The sequence below is a fragment of the Streptomyces sp. NPDC005925 genome (assembly GCF_040638805.1).
Classification (GTDB): Bacteria; Actinomycetota; Actinomycetes; order Streptomycetales; family Streptomycetaceae; genus Streptomyces.
Genome location: NZ_JBEXVL010000003.1, coordinates 187746 through 207486, shown reverse-complemented (window position 1 = coordinate 207486; position 19741 = coordinate 187746). Strand labels below are relative to the sequence as shown.

The 19741-nt window shown below is 72.9% G+C and carries 14 protein-coding genes and 1 tRNA gene; 4 read left to right on the top strand and 11 right to left on the bottom strand.

Annotated features, from left to right (window positions below):
• Window positions 1–174: 174 nt before the first annotated feature.
• A complete protein-coding gene (locus ABZ354_RS06150) occupies window positions 175–906 on the bottom strand; it encodes a decarboxylase (protein ID WP_358653469.1) in 732 nt (243 codons plus the stop codon).
• Window positions 907–1268: 362 nt separating this feature from the next.
• Entirely contained in the window at window positions 1269–3104 is a 1836-nt protein-coding gene (locus tag ABZ354_RS06145) for an EAL domain-containing protein (protein ID WP_358653467.1), read from the bottom strand.
• A 292-nt stretch (window positions 3105–3396) separates the two neighbouring features.
• Between ABZ354_RS06145 and ABZ354_RS06140 the strand changes: the two genes are divergently transcribed.
• Window positions 3397–4746 (top strand): M6 family metalloprotease domain-containing protein, encoded by a 1350-nt coding sequence (locus ABZ354_RS06140; protein ID WP_358653465.1) that lies wholly within the window; start codon window positions 3397–3399, stop codon window positions 4744–4746.
• Between the two features lie 29 nt (window positions 4747–4775).
• On the opposite strand, the gene ABZ354_RS06135 is transcribed toward ABZ354_RS06140, so the two are convergent.
• Complete coding sequence (locus tag ABZ354_RS06135) at window positions 4776–5588, bottom strand: uracil-DNA glycosylase family protein (RefSeq protein WP_358653463.1); 813 nt, start codon at window positions 5586–5588, stop codon at window positions 4776–4778.
• 133 nt (window positions 5589–5721) lie between these two features.
• Here ABZ354_RS06135 and ABZ354_RS06130 point away from each other — a divergent pair, with 133 nt between their 5' ends.
• Together ABZ354_RS06130 and ABZ354_RS06125 are read left to right on the top strand one after the other, a co-directional pair.
• Window positions 5722–7359: an amidohydrolase family protein gene (locus ABZ354_RS06130; RefSeq protein WP_358653462.1), complete on the top strand. Its 1638-nt coding sequence runs from the start codon at window positions 5722–5724 to the stop codon at window positions 7357–7359.
• 213 nt (window positions 7360–7572) lie between these two features.
• Window positions 7573–10560, top strand: coding sequence for a hypothetical protein (locus ABZ354_RS06125; RefSeq protein WP_358653460.1), 2988 nt, complete (start codon window positions 7573–7575; stop codon window positions 10558–10560).
• A gap of 240 nt (window positions 10561–10800) precedes the next feature.
• Here the strand turns inward: ABZ354_RS06125 and ABZ354_RS06120 are convergent.
• The 7 genes from ABZ354_RS06120 to ABZ354_RS06090 form a co-directional block, all read right to left on the bottom strand.
• Window positions 10801–10877, bottom strand: a tRNA-Lys gene (locus ABZ354_RS06120).
• Window positions 10868–11470: a hypothetical protein gene (locus ABZ354_RS06115; protein ID WP_358653458.1), complete on the bottom strand. Its 603-nt coding sequence runs from the start codon at window positions 11468–11470 to the stop codon at window positions 10868–10870. Before ABZ354_RS06115 ends, ABZ354_RS06120 begins: the two co-directional genes overlap by 10 nt.
• 119 nt (window positions 11471–11589) lie before the next feature.
• Complete coding sequence (locus ABZ354_RS06110; protein ID WP_358653456.1) at window positions 11590–11955, bottom strand: hypothetical protein; 366 nt, start codon at window positions 11953–11955, stop codon at window positions 11590–11592.
• 140 nt (window positions 11956–12095) lie between these two features.
• The gene (locus tag ABZ354_RS06105; protein WP_358653454.1) at window positions 12096–13436 is read right to left on the bottom strand and encodes an AAA family ATPase; all 1341 of its coding nucleotides are present in this window, start codon (window positions 13434–13436) and stop codon (window positions 12096–12098) included.
• On the bottom strand, window positions 13433–15064 hold the full coding sequence (locus tag ABZ354_RS06100) for a hypothetical protein (RefSeq protein ID WP_358653453.1): 1632 nt from the start codon (window positions 15062–15064) through the stop codon (window positions 13433–13435). Before ABZ354_RS06100 ends, ABZ354_RS06105 begins: the two co-directional genes overlap by 4 nt.
• The gene (locus ABZ354_RS06095; protein ID WP_358653451.1) at window positions 15055–16224 is read right to left on the bottom strand and encodes a hypothetical protein; all 1170 of its coding nucleotides are present in this window, start codon (window positions 16222–16224) and stop codon (window positions 15055–15057) included. The genes ABZ354_RS06100 and ABZ354_RS06095 overlap by 10 nt, the downstream gene beginning before the upstream one ends.
• Window positions 16175–17164 carry a phosphatase PAP2 family protein gene (locus tag ABZ354_RS06090; protein ID WP_358653449.1) on the bottom strand — a complete coding sequence of 330 codons (990 nt, stop codon included), beginning with the start codon at window positions 17162–17164 and terminating at the stop codon, window positions 16175–16177. The genes ABZ354_RS06095 and ABZ354_RS06090 overlap by 50 nt, the downstream gene beginning before the upstream one ends.
• 189 nt (window positions 17165–17353) lie before the next feature.
• Between ABZ354_RS06090 and ABZ354_RS06085 the strand changes: the two genes are divergently transcribed.
• Window positions 17354–17947: a histidine phosphatase family protein gene (locus ABZ354_RS06085; protein WP_358653447.1), complete on the top strand. Its 594-nt coding sequence runs from the start codon at window positions 17354–17356 to the stop codon at window positions 17945–17947.
• Between the two features lie 36 nt (window positions 17948–17983).
• Here the strand turns inward: ABZ354_RS06085 and ABZ354_RS06080 are convergent, their stop codons facing one another.
• A complete protein-coding gene (locus tag ABZ354_RS06080; protein WP_358653445.1) occupies window positions 17984–19474 on the bottom strand; it encodes a hypothetical protein in 1491 nt (496 codons plus the stop codon).
• Window positions 19475–19741 lie beyond the last annotated feature (267 nt).

The window sequence follows — 19741 nt, the reverse complement described above, 5'->3', positions numbered from 1 at the left end:
ACCCGCGCCGCGGTCCGGGAGGCCCTGCCGCCGTCCGGAGACGTCTACTTCGGCCCGTACGACCGAAGCGACATCTGTGCTCTTTTCCCGCCTTTTACGGAATGAGAACCGTCACTGAGAAAACCTGTGGTCGCGCCCATCGGCAGACCGCAGGCCGTTCCCCATTTGGCGGGCTCACGCCTGGACCAGTGGCTCCCGGGTGAAGAGTGTGCCCAGGGCCGGAGCGTTCACGCGGCGGTCCGCGAGGCGGAGGGCTTCCCAGGCCGTGACCTGGTGGGCCGTGAGGACCGGTTTGCCGAGGTGTTTCTCCAGGGCCGGGAGGTGCGCCGCCGTGTGCAGGGCCGTGTCGGGGAGCAGGATCGCCTGCGCCTCGGGGTGGTCGGCCCCGCGGGCCAGCGCCAACAGCTCCTTCTCGCCCCAGGTGGCGGCCTCAGCCGCCGTGACGGCACCGGAGCCGTGCACCCCGGTCACCTCCAGGCCGCCCGCCCGCAGGAACTCCGCGAACAGGCCGGCCACGTCCGGCGGGTACGTCGCGCCCACCGCGACCCGCCGTACGCCCAGCTCCCGTGCCGCGTGCACGAAGGCGAACGACGTCGACGACGCGGGCATCCCGGCGGCCCGCGCCAGCGCCCGGACCTGCTCGTGGGCGCCGTCCCAGCCGTACACGAAGCTGCCGTCGGCGCAGGCCCACACCACGGCCTCGGCACCGGCCAGCCGCAGTTGCTCCACGCCCGCCGCGAGCCGCGTGTCCGAGCCCATCTCACGCAGCGCGTCCTGTTCGCGCGCGCCCGTGCCGGTGTCCGTGTGCACCAGGTCCACCCGGATGTCGCTCCCCAGCAGCTGTTCGATGCGTGGATAGTCGTCCTCGGCGAAGTGACCGGGATGGAGGAGTCCGAGTGCGGTCATGACCAGCCTTCCTGCTGCTTCTCTGCGGACAGTCGCGGCAGTACCGGACCGGCGCCGGGCCCCGCGGACCGGGACCGGCACGGGACCGGTCTGGGCCCGCGGGAACGACCAGCGCCTGGTACGGCCCACGGCCCCGGGTACCCAGTCGGGGCAGAGCAGCCCACCTCGTCGCGTGCCGACCGAGATCACCCGCAGCCGCAGCTCGGCCGCCCGCCGTGGGATCTTCGCGCCGAAACCCACCTGCGGCGGCTCCGCCGTACCCGGCGACCTGCGCAAACGCGTCGGCGCCGACCAGCTGATGATCACGGGCGACGCCCACGGCGGCGACGTACGGCCGAGCTCCCGTGGACTCGTCGCGACGCCTACGGCGTGCCGGCGACGTCCGTCCGGACGCCCGGACTGCCCAGCAGCTCGGAGATGCGGTCCGGCGGCACCGGCCGTGAGTAGAGCCAGCCCTGCCCGGTGTCGCAGCCGATCCCGCGCAGCCGCGAGGCCTGCGCCGAGGTCTCCACGCACTCCGCGGTGACCGTGAGACCGAGCCGGTGCGCGAGCTGGATCATCGCCTCCACGATGACCTCGTCGGCGGGGCTCGGCCGGTCGGCGTCCCGCTCCTCGTACTGGAAGCCCCGGACGAAGGAGCCGTCCAGCTTCAGCACGTTCACCGGCAGGCGGCTGAGGTAGGCGAGGTTGGAGTAGCCGGTGCCGAAGTCGTCGATGGCGATGCGCACGCCCATGTCACTGAGCGCCTGCAGGGCCTGCAACGGGCGCCCCGCCGAGCCCATCACCGCCGACTCGGTGAGCTCCAGTTGCAGCAGGTGCGGGGCGAGCCCGGTGTCGGCGAGCGACTCTGCGACGTCGGTCACGAGGTCGGAGTCCCAGACCTGGCGGACCGCCACGTTCACGCTGACGAAGATCGGCGGCTCGTCCGGATGGTCCAGCTGCCAGCGGCGGGCCTGCCGGCACGCGGTACGCAGCACCCAGCGCCCGAGCTGCACGATGGAGCCGTCCTCCTCCGCCAGCCCGATGAACCGATTCGGCGTCAATGTGCCGAACTGCGGGTGATTCCACCGCACCAGCGCCTCGACGCCGCTCAGTGTGCCGTCCGCCATGCCCACCAGCGGCTGGTACTCCAGCGTGAACTCGTCGCGTTCGATCGCGGGGCGGAGCGTGGACGCGAGGGCCTGCCGGGTGATGCGGTGGGCGTTGCGCTCGGGGTCGAACAGCGTCCAGCGGGACTTGCCGTCGGCCTTCGCCCAGTACAGCGTCGTATCGGCGGCCTGCATCAGCGCCGTCGGGGTCGTCCCCGCGGCGTGCCGTTCCACGACACCGATCGACGCCGACACCGACAGGCGCCGGCCGGAGAGGTCGAACGGCCCCTGGAGCGCCGTCAGGACGGACTCGGCGAGGTCGGCCAGCTGCTCGGTGCCGGTGGAGTGCTCGACCAGCAGCGCGAACTCGTCGCCGCCGAGCCGGGCCACCAGCGGCGTGTTCGCGCGGGCGTAACCGGCCTCGTCGGCGCAGCGCGTCAGCCGGTCGGCGACGGCGGTCAGCAGCCGGTCGCCGATGCGGTGGCCGTGGGTGTCGTTGACGGCCTTGAAACCGTCCAGGCCGAGGTAGCACAGGCCGATCCGGCCGGTGCCGCCGCGCTCGTAGGACTCGGCGTCCAGCGCGGCCGTCAGACGCTCGAAGAACAGGGTGCGGTTGGGCAGCCGGGTCACCGGGTCGTGCATCTGCAAGTGCCGGAGTCTGGCCTGGAGTTCGCGCCGCGTGGTGATGTCGGACACGGACAGCAGGACGCCGCGCCCCTCGCCGGGCAGCGGAACGACCGTGACCTGCGCCCACACCGAATGGCCCTCGGGGTGCTTGAGCCGGCGGGTGCAGCGCAGCCGGGCCTGACGGCCGCCGAGCACCTCGCGGTAGGAGTGCCAGGACCGCGCGTCGGACGTGAGCTCCATGAGATCGGCGGCGACCGAACCGGCCAGCTTCTCGGCGGGCGTGCCGAGGAGCGCGCCGAACGTGGCGTTGGCGCTGACGACGAGCCCCTCCGGGTCGACGACGGCCATCGCGAGGGGGGCCGCCGCGAACACGGAGCGGTACGGCAGTGGCTCGGCACACGGAGGCGCGTCGAGGTCACTGTGTGTGATGACCGCCCGGTTGAGGTCGGCCGCGGGCGTGGGCCCTTCGGACGTTCCGCTCACCGCTCGCTCCCGCAGTGCACTCGATCTCTGTCCGTGCAGGAAATGGTCAGGAAAGTGTGCCGATCATAGAGGCTGCCTCCCGGCCCTTCCAGCTACCGGCCAGTGTCCCTGACGGATCGATCACGCCGGCGGACCGCTTCTGACCGTCCCTGGGCGGGTTCTCGAGGCTTCCGATCGGTTGTGACGTTCCGTGAGTGCCCCGGGGTGTCGGATCCGTCGGCCTACGGCCCGCTCACCCGTCCGGTGCAGGCGAACAGGGCGTCAGGCAGCAAATCGTATGAATCTGGGTGCGGTGTCCCGCGAACCGCTCCTGGAGGTCCCTGTGCCGCGCCGGCTTCCCCTGAGGCGACTCGCGTCCGACGCCGTCCAGAGGCTGGCCCGCGCGGCCGCCCCGGTCCGACTGCGCAAACCGGCCGCCGTGTTCACCACCATGGCGGCGCTCGCCGCCACCTCCCTGATCACCGCGCACTCGGGCGCGGCACCGTTCTCGCCCACGCCCTGCGCCCTCGAACGCACCGACGCACACCATTCGGAAGGCCTCGACACCTGGAACGCCGCCTACCCCCGGCCGACCCGCACCCTGGACGCCGTCATGGTGTTCCTGTCGTTCCCCGACTCCCACCCCCTCACCACCCCCGCGGAACTCACCGCCGACCACTTCCCCCGTACCAGCGACTACTTCGAGCGCGCCTCCTACGGCCGCTTCACCCTCCGCCCGCACCCGCTGCGCCACTGGATCCCCATGCCGCAGCCGTCGACGGCGTACGTCATACAGCGCGACTGGCCCGCCGAGCACCGCGCCGCCTACCTCCGCGACGCGCTCGCCGCGAGCGACGCCCACGTCGACTTCTCCCGCTACGACGTCGTGTACATCGTCGCCGACCCGGACGCCCCCGGCGTGAACTCGGACGCGACGAAGGTCGTCAACCTCGACACCCCGCTGCGCGCCGACGGCACGGACATCCGCCGCGTCGTCACGGTCTTCGAGAAGCATCCGCCGGACCGCCTGGTGCTGGCCCACGAGACCGGTCACGTCTTCGACCTGCCCGATCTGTACCACCGGCCCGTGGACGGCAAGGGAGACTGGGACACCCACGTCGGCGACTGGGACCTGATGGGCAGCCAGTTCGGCCTGGCGCCCGACCTGTTCGGCTGGCACAAGTGGAAGCTGGGCTGGCTGCGCCCGCGGCAGGTGACGTGCGTCCGGGGCTCCACCCCCACGAGGCTCACCCTGGAGCCGCTGGGCGCGGGCCCGGGCGTGCCGGTGACGGGCGCCGCGGGCGCGCCGGCCTTCGGGCTCGGGCGGGGCACCAAGCTGGCGGTGGTGCGCACCGGCACCGACACGGCCCTCGCCTTCGAGGCGCGCGGGCAGGCCGGCAACGACGTGGACGCCTGCCGCTCGGGCGTGCTCGTGTACCGGGTGCGGGGCGGGACGCAGTCGGGCGGCGGTCCCGTCGAGGTGGTCGACGCGCACCCGGACACCGCCGCCTGCTGGGAGAACTCCGTCTACCCGCCCCTCGCGGACGCCCCGGTCGCCCTCGGCGAAAGCTTCACGGTGCCGGGGGAGGACGTACGGGTGGAGGTCACGAGCCGGAATGCCTCGGGGGCGTGGAACGTGAAGATCACGGCGGACGCGACGTAGCCCGTGTGTTCGAGCGGACGCCGCCCCGTTCAGAAGGGCCGTTGGCTTTCCGGTACTCGCACGGCGATGGTGGCGCGCTTCTCGGCGGGTGTGTCGCCCCGGCGGGCGGCCCAGGGTTCGCCGGAGCGCATCCACGCCGGCAGCCCCGGTGGCAGGTCGAGCTCGGGGATGGTGCCGAGGTCGGCAGCCGCGAGGGCATCGCCGTACGGGGTGAAGGGGCGCTCGGTGTCGGGGGTGACCGTGCTGCGCAGGGCGGTCAGCGCGGTGTTCCAGTTGGTCGTGAGCTGCTTCATCACGGTCGCGGCGTCGGCACCGGAGGCCGCTGCGCTGTCGGGGTAGGTGGGGTGCAGGACATGCTCGTAGGTTCCGTCGTAGGGAGCGCTTCCCGGGTCCTTCCGCCAGGTGCGGAACGCGGTGTCCGCCAGGCCGCCCAGAGCGATGATCGCCTCGATGTGGTTGTGGGTGACCAGGGCGTCGAGCCAGCGGTGGCGGTAGTGGGCGATGGCGGGGTCTGTGGCGTGGGCGTTGCCGGCGTGCTGGCCGTAGACGCTGTACAGGTAGGTGTTGATCAGCACGTAGCTGGTGTCGATGCCGAGTTTGCCCAGGAAGCCCTGGAAGCGGCGGCCGGCGGTGCCGACCAGGATGCGGCGGGTGACGGCTTCGTGGGCGGCCGGGTCCTGGCCGAGGACGAGGACGCGGGCGCTGCCGTCGAGCCGGCCGCGGTGGAAGACCGGGCCCCACTCGACACGGAAGTCCTTGGCCGGGTACGTCTCGGGGCCCGGGTGGTCGCCGACAAGAGCGGCGTACGGGGCGTGAGCGTAGCCGGGGTCGAATGCATGCATACCGGGCTCCTGGTCCACACGAGCGATCGTCGATGACTCACGGTAGTCAGTCGGTGACTTTACGGCATTTCGCCTGTTAGGTGGCGTTCACCGGTCAACGAACCCTGGCAGAGGTCGGGTGAGGGGACGCCAGATGCCGCGTGGAACCGACGAACCGACCAAGCGTTTCGCGCTGCGGGGCCGCCTGGTCACCCTGGACAGCCGCGACGAAGTCATCGACGACGGTGTCCTGTACGTCGACGACAGCCGTATCGCCGCCGTGCTCCCCGCCGACGCTCCCGCCCCGGCAGGCCTCGAAGACGTCGTGCCGATCACCACCGGCGGCACGGTGTACCCGGGACTGATCGAGCTGCACAACCATCTGCCCTACGGCGTCCTGCCGTTGTGGGCGGTGCCCAGGAAGTACGGCAACCGCTCACAGTGGGGCGGCAGCAGAAACCCCGCCTACCACACGCTGGTGACCGGCCCGATGACCGTGCTGGGCAAGGACCCCGAGCTGATGCCCGCCGTGGTGCGGTATGTCGAGGCCAAGGCGCTGGTGAACGGCACGACGACCACACAGGGGATCGCCCTGTTCAGCAACGCCGGGGCCCGCCGGATGTACCGGGGGATCGTCCGCAACGTGGAGGAGACCGACGATTCCGACTTCCCGGAGGCCGCCTCCCGCATCGCCGACGTGGAGGCCGGGGACGCCGGGAAGTTCCTGGCCCGTCTCCAGCAGCCGCACCGGCTGCTGCTCCACCTTTCGGAAGGCACGGACCAGGCGGCCCGGGACCATTTCCTGGCGCTCAACATCGCAGACGACCGCTGGGCGATCAACGAGAACCTGGTGGGCATTCACTGCACCGGGCTGACCGCCGAGGACTTTCAGGTCCTGGCCGGCCACGGTGGCTCGATGGTGTGGTCGCCGTTGTCGAACCTGCTGCTGTACGGCCGGACCGCCGACCTCGCCGCGGCACGCCGGGCCGGTGTGCTCATCGGGCTGGGCTCGGACTGGTCGGTCTCCGGCAGCAAGGGGCTGCTGGGTGAACTCAAGGCCGCACGACTGGCCGCCGATGCCGGCGAAGTGGAGCTAGGCGACCGCGACCTGGTGGCCATGGCCACCAGGGACGCGGCGCGGATTCTGCGCTGGGAACACGCCGTGGGTTCGCTGCGGGCCGGGTTGCGCGCCGACCTGCTTGTCACCACCGCCACCGCCACCGCCGGCGACCCGTACACGGCGCTTGTCCGGGCCGCGGACACCGACATCCGCCTGGTCGTCATCGACGGCGTGCCCCGCTACGGCACGCACGATCTCGTCCGGGCGATCGTCCCGCGTGCGACCGTGGAGAAGGTGCCGTCGGCAGGAGCGGTCGAGCGCGTCGTCCACCTGCACGATGCGACCACCGATCCGATCGTGGCCCGGCTTTCCTTGGCCGAGGCGACCCGGCGGCTGGCCACGGCCCTGGCCGACCTCCCCGCGCTCGCTGCTCGCGCCGGGGTGCCCTCCCTCCTGACGGGTGCTGAGGCGGACGGCGTGCGCTGGCAGTTGGCCCTCGACGAGCTCGCTCCCACCGGAGCCGAACTGCGGCCGCGCCTGCCCCTGCTCGCCGCCGGAAGGGCACGTCCGACCGGACCGGAGGTCGCCTATGCCGCGGCAGCGACGCCTCCGGTTCCCGTCGTACTGGACGGTCTGACCGCCGGCGACGACCCCACCTTCCTCTCCGTGCTGGCAGACGAGATCAACCTGCCCGCCGACTACGGCACCCACCTGTCGCGACTACTGACCTGAACGCTGCGCGCTCCCAGCGCCCCGGGGAGGCTCTTGGGCCGGACGACGAGCCCTGAGTTCCCGTGCACGGGCGGTGTGCGCCACCGGCGCTCGTGCCGCTGTGATCGCGCTCCACGCGGGCGTCGCCCCATGAACCCCCCGCGCCGGTGTCGTCCCGCCGACCGCACAGCCACGCGTCACCCCCAGCACGTCCACCTTCAAGGAGCGGCGCGTATGCCCTCGACGAAGCACACAAGGCGCCGGATCACGGCAGTCACGGCGTTTGCCTGGGCCCTCGGCGCTCCGCTGCCCTCGGCCCTCGGCCTGTGGTACTTCCTGGCCCATGCACCTCGGGTGGGCCTGCCCCGGCTGCAACTGGCCGGTTCGGCCGACGCGGCTTTCGCCCTCTGTGAAGGACGTCTGTCCTCCTGCCAAGACGCGCTCACGACGTACTTCGCCCTCGGCGCGGGCTGCGCGATCAGTCTCCTGCTGATCTTCTGGCTGAGCCGTTTCGCCTTCCCCAGCGAGCGCGGACGACACGTGGCCGTGCTGGCGATGATCTTGACGGGAGTGGGCGCTCTGTGCGGCGTCCTGGAGAACTGCCTGGTCAAACATGGCCTGGGCCTGGGCCGGATGCGCGCGGGGGACGGCTGGTTCGCCGTGGCGGCCGGCCTGGCGACGCTCAAGTGGCTGATCGCCGTCCTGGCCGTCCTGGCCCTCCTGCAGTGGCTGACCGCCGTGTCGCGTGCCGGACGCGTAGCCCTGCTGATCGCGTGGCGATGGCTGCGCCGCCGACCCCCCGCAGACCGGACGACCTCGGCCACCACGTGCGGCAAAGTCCACACGAACAGTGATCCAGCCGTGGTTCCGGCCTTCCCCGTGGCCCTGGGACCGGCCGGAACACTCTGGCCGGGCATCGCTCCCGAGAACGACACGTACGCAGCCGCCCAGGAGACACCCTCGCACTGGCGCTATGAGGGCACGACAGCCCCCGGACGGGACAACGCGGAAACCGGCATCTGCGTCTCCGGAGGAGGCATCCGGTCCGCCTGCGTGACGCTGGGTGCCCTCCAGTCCCTGCGGGCCACCCTGAACAAGGCCGGCTATCTGGTGTCGGTGTCCGGCGGCGGCTACACGGTCGGTGCCATGCAACTGGCGCTGTCCGACGGGACGGCCGGGGCGGCGGGCCCGTCGGCAAGGACCGTCTTCGAACCCGGATCAGTCGAGGAAGACCATCTGCGCCGGCACTCCAAGTACGTCGCCGACGGGGCCGGGGAGTGGCTCGTCGCGCTCGGCGTGCTGCTGCGCGGCCTGCTCGCCTCCCTGTTCCTGCTGGGCACCACCATCGCCCTGCTGGGCCTCGGTATGAGTTGGGCCTACCACCTCGTACCGGTCACCAACCTGGACGATCTGGCCTCCGCCGGCACCCACTTCTGCTCGGACCACTGCGCCTCGCCGACCCGGCCCGCCGTCCGGCCTCCGGCCGTGTGGGCCGTTCTCGCCCTGTTCGCCGCCGCCGCCGTCACCTGGCTGACCTGGCTCTTCACTGCCACGTGGTCACGCAAGGAAAAGCTCGGCCTCCTCCTCGCCAACGCATTCCGTCTTCTGGTGGTGCTCGCCGTAGCGCTGGCCACCACGGTGATCCTCGTACCGCTGCTGGCCTGGTGGACCGTCCACCTCCAGCTCCAGCTCGACGTCAGCCGCCCCGGGACCGGCGTGGGCATCAGCGCCACCGTCCTCACCAGCTACGCGATCGCGCTCATCACCACCCTGTGGAGGCGGCGTCAGACGCTACGCGGCGGCCTGTCCAGAATCAGCGATCTGCTCCGCGGCAAACCCGGGCTGGCCAGAGCCGTCCCCAACGGGTTCACCCAGTACCTCCTGCTCTGGGCCGTCCTCGCCCTGCTGGCAGCCGTCTTCCTGCTTCTGCTGGGATGGTCCACCGCAACCGGACGGTCATGGCCGGCGTGGGCACAGATCACCGTCCCCGGGGTCCTGCTGCTCCTCGGCTCCAGCCTCGACCAGACCTGGATCAGCCTGCACCCCTTCTACCGCCGGCGCCTCGCTTCCTGCTTCGCCGTCCGCCGCGGCGAAGACCCCGCCCGACCGGGGATCCAGATCGCCGAGCCCTACGACTTCGACACCGAAACCACCACGCTCAGCGCCTACGGCGGGAGGCGCCCGGAGTTCCCCCAGGTCATCTTCGCCGCCGCGGCGAACCTCTCGGGGGCTGGCCGTACGCCTCCTGGCCGGCGAGCTGTGTCCTTCACCTTCTCCCGTGACTACGTCGGAAGCCCCGATGTCGGCTATGTCTGCACGGCGTGCTTGGAGGAGCGCACCAAGAGGCACATTGCCCGAGACCTGACCGTCCAGTCGGCCATGGCCATCTCCGGCGCCGCCTTCGCGTCCGCCATGGGCGGGCAGGCCCGCGCCTTCCAGACCTTCTTCGCCCTCTCCAACGCCCGCCTCGGCAGCTGGCTGCCGAACCCGTCCGCGCTGGCCGAGAAGTGGGCACATGACGCCCCCTGGGAGCTGCCACCTCCCCCCGCCATCCGTCGACTGCCCTACCTGCTGCGCGAGATCTTTGGCCGCTACCCGATGGACGACCGCCTGCTCCTCGTCACCGACGGCGGCCACTACGAAAACCTGGGCCTGGTCGAACTGCTGCGCCAGGGTGTCCGGACAGCCGTCTGTATCGACGCCAGCGGCGATATGCCGCCCTTCGCCACCACTCTCGCCGAAGCCATCACCCTGGCACGCGAAGAACTCGGCGTCACCATCGACCTGGACCAGCCGGAGACGCTCATCCCCGGCAGCGGCGAACCGCTGTCTCCCCCGAGTGTCCTGTCGACCGTCAATGCGCGGCTGTCGAAGGCCGCCGTCATCACGGGAAAGATCACCTATCCCAAGGACTTGGAGATCAGAAACGGGCAAGGCCGGACCACGTGGACCGGCAGGGAGGGCAGGCTGATCGTCGCCCGTGCCACGCTGACCGGCGACCTGCCGTACCCCTTGCTCTCCTATGCGGCAGCCCACCCGGTCTTCCCCCACGACAGCACCAGCGACCAGTGGTTCGATCACCAGCAGTTCGACGCCTACCAGACCCTCGGGCGCTGTATCGGCGCGCAGGTCCAGAGCCTGCTGGATGCGCCGCCCCCGGCAGCCGGTGCACCGGTGATGCGCCGGCTGCGCGGATCGCGAGCAGCGCGCAAGCGCGACTGACGAGCTCCAGAAACGTGCGACGGACGGGGTGCGGGACAGCCGTGCCGCCGGGTTGCTCACGGCCGGGTACCTGCGCCCCGGGGCTGCCGGAGATCGCCCGTCCGGGCCGCGGGATGCGCCCCGCCCTCGTTCCACAGCGCCCACCGTGCGGCCGGACAACGGCGGCGTCGGCCTCTTGTCGTGCGACCCCGACAACGACCAAGGGCGTTCTCCTCAAGAGGAGAACGCCCAGATCGCAGATGGTGCGCCGCCAGGGACTCGAACCCCGGACCCGCTGATTAAGAGTCAGCTGCTCTAACCAACTGAGCTAGCGGCGCCTGCTGACGTCGTAGACCTTAGCACCCTGCTCGGCGGGAGGAAAAATCGATATCCGCACGGCCGCGCGGGCCGCCCGGACCGCCGCCCAGAGCACGATTTCGGGGCCCGGCAGCCAGGGATGCCGGGTGTCCGGCGCGACGAGCCAGCGGGCGCCGGTCGGCTCGGGGCGGTCCCCGCAGAGCAGCGCCGGCACGGTCACGGCGTCCCCGGTGCCGTGGCACAGCAGCGGCGGAATCGCGCCCGTCCGGCCGCCCTCCCGGCCGCGGTCGCCCCACTCCTCCCAGTGCAGCAGCGAGGGGAGCCGCTGGGCCGTGCCCGGCGCGGCGAACAGCAGCGTGCGGCCCCGGTACTCGGCGACGGGGCCCGACCCGGGGCCCTCCTCCCACAGCCGGTCCAGCATCCGCCGGCCGAACATCGCCGTGACGCTGACCACATCGAATGCGTAGCCGCACGGCAGCACGAGAGGCGCGTCCGGCCGCTCCTCCCAGTACGCGAGCGTGCTGCGCGGATACGTTCCTGCCGAGGCGAGCCAGGCGGCACCTTCGGCAGTGACGCCTGAGACGTCGGACTGTTCGTTCCCTTCGCGGCACATGCCACTAGAACTACCGCGTGTGAGCACCCGATTCCCGTGAGTTGCCCGAATTCGGGACGCGAACGGGTGAGAAGGAGTATCTTCCGCCCGGCACCCGGCATATGCCCTCGGCGGATGCGTCACACCGGGTCGATGGGGCCCCGGCCCTCGCCGCCACGCATCAGATCGCGGCCGAACTCCACCATTCGCTTGGCGTAGTCCTCGGTCCAGTCGGCCCGCTCGGCGATGTCCGCGTGCGTCAGCCGGTCGAACCGCCGAGGGTTCGCCAACTGGGCCGCCGCCATCGCCTGGAACTCCACGGCCCGGTCCGCAGCCGCGCGGAACGCCAGCGTCAGTTCGGTCGCGCGGGCCAGCAACGCCCGCGGGTCGTCGATCGACTCCAGGTCGAAGAAGTGCTCGGGGTCGGAGGTCGCTTCCGCCGGCTCGAAGAGCAGTGGCGCGGGGCGTAGCCGCGGTTCGTTCCGACGCGGCGTGGGCTCCGCCATGTCTTCCCCTCCTCGTACGTCACGGATGACCCTGGGAAGTGGGCCGACATCCATTGTCCCGCGCCCGCGCAAGAGGGCCGCAGGCCGTGTGGGGACGGCATCCGGCCCCATACGGCCTGTCGCCTTCCCCGGGCCCGGCCTCACGCCCGCCACGGCACGCGGTGCTCCGCCAGGTGGGCCAGCACGGCGTGGTTGGCCTCCCAGCCGTCCGGGAACTTCACGAGAGTGCCGAGCTGGACCGGTTCCGTCGACGGGTAGTCGTCCAGGAGGGCGTCCACGCCCGCACGGCAGACCACGATGCAGGCGTGCCGGTGGCGGGACGCCAGCACGCACAGACGGCCCGTCTCGAGGTGGAACGCCGTCGCGTCGGGCCGGCCGGACAGCGGGTGCAGGACCACCGTCACGTCGTACTCACGGCCCTGCAGCCGGTTCGCCGTGTCGACGGTGACCTCGGACACGCCCAGCTCGACGAGCGCCGCCCGGACCGCCGCGGCCTGGTCGCGGTGGGCCGTGCCGACCGCGATCCGGTCCGCGGTCAGCGGCACCGGGTCCGGGGCCCGCTCCGACGTCGCCGCGCCGCCCCGGTCCAGCAGGCGGCGTACGACCGCCGCCACCGCGCGGACCGCCTCGGGGTCCGTGCGCGGCGTGTGGCGCGGGGGCAGCTCCAGCAGGCCCCAGCCCGACTCGGCCGCCTCGTCGATCACCCGGTCCGGTCCTGAGCCGTCCGAGGCGACCGCGAAGGCGAGCCGACGGTCGTCATGGCCGGTGCCGCTGCGGAACGGCGTGTACGGGTAGAACGCGTCCGACACCAGCGGGGCCGCCGACGCCGGCAGCCGCCAGGACACCGGCAGGCGGTGCTGCGGCAGGTCCGGGTTGTGGGACAGCAGCGTCGTCACGGCGGACGCCGACGGGTCGTACGACAGGCCCGCCCACTGCTCCGCGCCGACGATCGAGAACGGGTCCAGCTGGCCCGGGTCCCCCACGAACAGAGCCCGCTCGAACAGCCCGGCCACCGCGAGCAGCGAGTCCGAGCGCATCTGGTACGCCTCGTCCACGATCGCGTGCCGCCACGGTTCGTCCGTCTTCACGTGCGCCCACTTGGCGGCCGTCGACAGCACCACCGGCAAACCCGTCAGGTCGGCGGCCTTCGCCGACGTGCGGACGTCGGGCAGGTCGTCCAGCGCCTTGTCGTAGGCGCCGGGGTCGCTGCTGTGCAGACGGCCCACCGGCAGGTCGGGGTTCTTCTCGGCGAGGCGCAGGACGAGGTCGTCGACCTGCGCGTTGGTCTGGGCGACCACCATCAGCGGGCGCCCGGCCTCCGCGAGCTCCAGCGCGGCCCGCACCACCAGCGTGGACTTGCCGGCGCCGGGCGGGGAGTCGACCACGACACCGCGCCGCGTGCCGTGCAACGTGTCGCGCAGGATCGCGTCCGTGGCACGTGTCGCGGCGGCACCGGGGTCGAAGACGGCCTCGGTCGTCACAGCACGTCCTCCTCGGTGACCGGGTCGGCGGCCTCGGGCACGCCCTCGCCGGGCGGCCCGCCGTGCGTCCACGGCGTCTCCTCCGCGTCGGGCAGCTTCGCGCCGCCCCGCTGCTCGTGCTCGAACAGCGTGAAGCACACCCGGTCGCCCTTCTCCGGCACCGACCCTGTCTCCGGCTCCTTGCCCCGGCCCATCCTGTCCACGATCCGCAGCAGCACCAGAAGCGATCCGTCGTCCTCGTCGCCCCCGTGCGTCCCGCCATTCTCGGCGGCCTCGTAACCGACGAACTCGGCCGCCTGCGGCCTGCCGCCCAGTGACCGGAACACCCTCGTGCGCTCCGCGAGGTGCGGCCGGTCGTCCGTACGGACCGTGACCAGCGGGCGCGGGCTGGGCCGCCTGCTCTCGCTGTACGCCATGACGACGCCCGTGACCTCGCCCGCGAACGCCTCCCCGGCCAGCCGCCTGCCCGCCATCACCAGCGGATCGTCCAGCGCCTCCTGGGCCTCCAGGCGGGACTGCTCGCGCTCGCGCGTGGCCAGCTTGTTCGCCGCGGTCACCGCGTCGTCGCGGCGCGGTTGCGGCGGCTCACCGGCCAGGACACGGTCGCGGTGCCCGGTGAACGACCAGCGGTCGCGCGTCCACCGTTCCCCGGCGTGCGTGCCCTCGGGCAGTTCCCGCAGCAGGTCGAGGCCGTGCCACACCGCGTCCCAGGTGGGCCGCGTGACGCTCTCGACCAGTGCGCGGATCTCCCGCTCGGCCGCGGCGACCTCCCCGAGCCGGTCGTCGGCCGCCGGGCCGTCCTCTGCGGCGGCGAGCGCCTTGCGGGCCCGGTCGTAGCCCTCGATCGCCGGGGCGAGCAGCCTGTTGTCGAACGCCGGGTCCGTCGCCGGGCCGGCCGGCGGACACGTCAGCTGCCCGCGCGCGTCCCGCTCCAGCTCGGCCCGCAGCGCCGCCTCCGCGCCCGTGCCGCCGTCGGGCGGGTCGATCCACGCGAGCAGCGCGCCCAGGTGCTGGTCCTCCAGGGTGGACTGCCCGGTCGCCCAGTGCCGCCCCAGGACGTCTGTCATGGCCAGCAGCAGCGACGAACCCGGCACCCGGGCCCGCTCCCCGAAGTGCGTCAGCCAGCGGCCCAGCAACGGGACCCGCGGCGGCGCCGGATGAGGCGCCTCCGGTTCCTGCTCCGCCGTGCGCCTGAACCGTGTGGAGCGGCCCAGCAGCCGTACGAGGTCGATGCCCGGGCGGCTCGGCACGATCAGCTGCGGGGCGTCCTCGCACAGCTCGACCTCGACCCTGACCCGCCTGCCGGTCTCCGGGTCGGTCTCGGTGCGCTCGGCGCTCTCCACGCAGGCGGCGTACGAATCGACGTACGGCAGGACGACGTCGGCGAGGTCGGCGAGGAACGCGAACCTCAGGTCGCGGTCGCGCGGCTGCGGCACCACCAGCAGGCGCGGCGCGTCCCGGTCGGTGCCGACCAGCGCACCCAGCGGGGCACCGGCCTCACCGGCGGTGGTCAGCGGCACGAACACCAGTGGACGGCCGGACAGGTGCCGGTGCCGGACGGTGGCGACGGGCCGGGCCCGGCCGGTGCTCACGGCCTCCAGCCGGGCCAGGGTGGTGATCAGGGACACGCGAGCACCTCCCCGCCGGCCAGACCGGCCGTGGCGCCGAGGGCCTCGGCCCGCAGCCGGGCCGCCCGGCGCAGCGCCGCCACCGCAGGGTCGTCCGGGTCCCCGGCCTCGCCGCGGGCCGCCGCCAGGACGTCCTCGACCGTGCTCAGGCCGCCCAGCTCGGCGCGCACCGCCCGCCCGAGCGACGTCACCGCACCGTCCTCGCGGGACCGCGCGCGGCAGTGGAAGGCCAGCTCGCACGCGGACAGGCACTCGGGCGCGTACGTCGCGGGAACCGACTCCACGGCGTCGGCGAGCCGGTCGGCGGGCAGCCCGGGGGAGAAGCAGGTGCCCTCGGGCAGGGCGCGGGCGATGTCCTCGATGCGGGTGAGCCGGGCCAGCTGACGCCGGGTCACCGCACGCTGTTTGCGCACGTCCACCGCCGACGCCGTCGGCAGGTTGGAGAAGTCCTTCGGGCAGACCAGCAGGATCCGGTGCCGCACCTCGGGCACCGGGTCCAGACGCGCGGCCACCTCTTCCAGCGCCAGCACGTACACCGCGGCCTGCCGGGCCGCCGCGCCCACCTTGGACGGGTCCGCCGAGCCGTCCAGCATCGGGAACGACTTGATCTCCACGACCGTCCAGCCGCCGTCCGGGTGCACCACCACCGCGTCCGGCTCCAGGAACGCGGGGGAGCCCGCCACGTCCAGCGCGAGCATCGGATGGTCGAGGAGCGTCCAGGCGCCGGGCGTGCCGGTGCCGGTAGCCGTTTCCGTGGCCTCGCGCAGGACCAGCGCCGTACGCGCCGTGCGGCCCTCCGGGCCGGTCGCCGTCAGGTCGGGCACACGCGCGTCGGCGGGCGGCTCGGCCGTCGGGTCCAGCTTCTCGTGCACGAGCCGCAGCAGCTCCGTGCCGCCGTCGGCCTTGACCTTCGCCTCGAAGGCGTTGCCCCGGACGAGGGCGAACTGCGACTGCCCGAAGGCCGACGGCGAGCCCAGCGCACCCGCCAGGGCCGCCTTGTCCACCCCGGCGCCGTCGAGGATCGCGCGCCGTCTGCAACCGGGGTTGGCGGCCAGGGCGGCCAGGGCGCGTGCGTCCAGCGCCTTGGCCGGCACGTCCGGACCGCGCAGCTCAGCGAGCCGGTGCCGCAGCCCCGTCCCCCGCGTCCTTGGACGAGGCACCGGGTTCGGCTCCGGATCCGGCCGGTGACTCGCGCTGCCGTGGAAATCGCTCACCCGGGGAAGTCTGGCATCCGTCACTGACATTGGGTGAACCCACGGGCAGAGCGAGGGCCGGTGACGTGCCGCCCGGGGCCCCCGCCGCGGGGGCCGCAGCGCGGCCCGGCAGCAGCCGTGCCCGGACCCGTACCCGGTCCGTGGCGCGCGTCAGGACCGGCGTCAGCAGCAGGCCGACGCCCATGACGGCGGCGCCCGCGACCGCGTCGAGGAAGTAGTGGTTCGCGGTGCCCATCACCACGATCGTCGTCAGCAGCGGGTAGGCCACGCCGAACACCTTCGCGGTGACCGTGCCGCCGTGGCGCCACAGGAGCACGCCGCACCACAGCGCCCAGCCGACATGCAGGCTCGGCATCGCCGCGTACTGGTTGGTCATGCCGCCCAGCCCGCGCGGGGCGCTCGCCTCGCCGCCCCACCAGCCGTACGAGCTGTACTGGGCCATCGTGTCGACGAAGCCGTGTCCGGCGGACAGCAGCCGGGGCGGGCAGGTCGGCAGCGTCGTGAAGCCGATCAGTCCGATGAACGTCGACGCCAGGAGCCAGGTGCGCGCGGCCCGGTAGTGCTCCCGGCGGGACCGGAAGAGCCACACCAGGAGCGCGGGCGTGACCACGTAGTGCAGCGACGCGTACATGAAGTCCGCCGGCACGCCCAGCCACGGCTCGCGCGTGAACAGCCGGTTGAGCGGGTGCTCGGCGTTGAGGTACAGGGCCTTCTCGACGCGCAGGAGCGCCAGGCCGTGGTCCACGGCCGTGGTGACGTCGCCCCGCGCGAGCAGCCGGCCCGCCGAATAGCAGGCGTACACCAGGAGGATCAGCGGAAGCTCGGACCACCAGCGCAGCCGGGTCGCCGGGGCCGCCTCGCTGCCCGGTGTCTCGGTGTGCGGCATCCGATCGCCCTCGCTCCATGTCTCGCGCGGCCCCCAGTGGGCGGCCGTGTCACTGTAACGGTGCGCGCGGACACCGCCTCGCGGGGCGTTCCCCGGCCCTGGTAGACGCAGACACCGCCCACCGGGTTGCCCGGGGAGCGGGTGAGCCATGATGGAGGGGTAGCGCCGCAGTCACCCGAAAGGCCCGTCATGGCACCGCGCATCCTGCTGGCCCGGCACGGACAGACGCAGTGGTCGCTGTCCGGCAGACACACGGGCCGGACCGATGTGCCGCTCCTCGACGAGGGCCGTGGCGGCGCGAAGCTGCTCGGCGAGCGCCTGCACCGGGCGCCGCTCGGCGGGCTGCCCGGCACCGAGGTGCGCACCAGCCCGCTGGCACGCGCGCGTGAGACGTGCGACATCGCCGGGTTCGGCGACCGCGCCGAGACATGGGACACACTCATGGAGTGGGACTACGGCGCCTACGAGGGCATGACCCCGGCCGGCATCCAGGCCGTGCGGCCCGGCTGGCTCATCTGGCGCGACGGTGTCCCCGGGGGCGAGACCCTCGCCGAGGTGACGGCCCGCGCGGACGAGGTCGTCGCCTGGGCCCGCTCCGCCGACCGTGACGTGCTGGTCTTCGCACACGGCCACATCCTGCGCGCGATCGGCGCCCGCTGGCTCGGCCTGCCGATCGACTTCGCGTCCCGGATACGCCTGAACCCGACGTCCCTGTCCGTCCTGGGCTGGGCGTACGGCGAGGCGGCGATCGAGACGTGGAACGACGTGGGCCACCTGCCGTGACCGGCGCCCCGCGCGCGGGCACCGGTCGAGCGGGCGTCAGGCGGGCCGGGGCAGTTCGGAGTGGCGCTCCAGGAAGGCCGAGACGCCGTACGCCCGCCGGTGCGGCAGCAGCACCCGGGCCGTCCCGGCCAGCATCGTCTGCACGCGCGAGGACTGCACCTCGCCCAGCAGATCCAGCACCCGCAGCCCCGCGACGGCGGCCTCGTCCGGCCGGCCGCCCCGCGCGAGGTCGTCCGCGAGCTCCGCCGTGTACAGCGCGATGTTCCGCGTGAAGTGCGGATCCTGCAGCTCGGCGGCGCGCCGGGCATGCCGTGCCGCCCGCGGCCAGTGGCCCAGCGTGGACCAGCACTGCGCCTCGAGGCCCTCCAGTTCGGCAGCGCCGTAGAAGCTCATCCACTCGGGGTCGGCGTCCGAGGGACCCCGCTCGAAGAGGGCCTTGGCACGGGTCAGGGCCTGTTCGCAGGCGACGCGGTCGGCGAGCCCGGCCCAGCCGCCCGCCTCGCGCAGCGAGAGCAGCGACATCAGCAGGCCGGAGCCGAGCGGCCGGGCGGCGCGCTGCGCGGCCTGCGCCGCCCGCACCGCCTCACGGGGCCGCCCGGTGTCCCGCGCGAGGAACGCCGTGTTGCAGAAGGCGTGTGCCTCCAGTGCCTCGTCGCCGTTCATGCGGGCGGTCGCGAGGGCCTCCGCGTAGTGCGAGCGGGCGTCGTCGAAGCGTCCGGAGTCGTGGGCCAGCCAGCCCACGGAGATGGCCAGTTCGCCGGCGCCCGAGTACAGCCGGTCCACCGTCGCCCGCCGCGACGTCACGGTGTCGAGGAGCCCGTACGCGGCGCGCAGCGGGGCCGCGGCACGCCGGTAGAGGCCGTCGGCGCCGTGCCGGTCGTCGAGCAGCCGGATCCTGCGGACGGCATCCTCCAGGGCGCCCGCCTCGCTCGTCCCCGCGCGGCGCACCGGGCGTGCGGCCGGGCGCGGGGCCGGTCCCGGGGCCGCCGAGGCGGCCGGTGCGAGGGCGACGGGGCCCAGGGCGGCGGCCACGGTGGCGCCCCCGCCGGTCATGAATGCGCGACGCTGCACGTCGCTCTCCTCGTAGTTGTCGTACGTCGTGGTCTGGTCCGGCGCGTCATACGGCTCGCGCACCCCGTGCGCCGCACCGGTGGCGTCGGTGGCGTCAGCGGTGTCGGTGGCCCGCGCCGGGTCGGCGGCGTGCGGCACGGACGCGTCGTCCTCGGCGGCGGGCGTCCGGCGTCCCCGTACGGACGAGCGGGGCGCGAAGCCGAGGTCGGTGAGGGTACGGCCGGGGAACATGTGCAGGAACACCCGTTCGTACGCGTAGTTCGGACACCGGATCTCGCCCGCCTCGACCCTGCCTATGTAGCGCGCGTCGCAGCTGACCCGCTCGCCGATCCCGTGGGCCGCCCGGCGCACAGCAGCGGCGAACTCGGCCGGCGAGCGCGGTCCGCGCAACTGCCGGAACACGAGATTCGGCTCCGGCCGGTCCGGCCCTGATGAGGTCGATGCTGACGACGCCATGGCCGGGTCCTCCCGTGCGAACCGTCGAACCATGCCGGGCGCGGGGCGAGTAACTCGCCCGGTCGCTGTGTGACGTCCTGTGCCCGGCGGGCAAGAACGTACCGTCTGTCCCGGTGCCGTCACGGCGAGTTTGACAACAAAGCGGATATCCGCTCCATGATCTGCCATGAAGTGCCACCCTTCATGGCTGACACGTGCCGTAGCCGTTGACGTCCTGACGCGTTGAACCTCGGGGACCGGGAGCCCGTGTTCCCCGGTAGCTCGCCA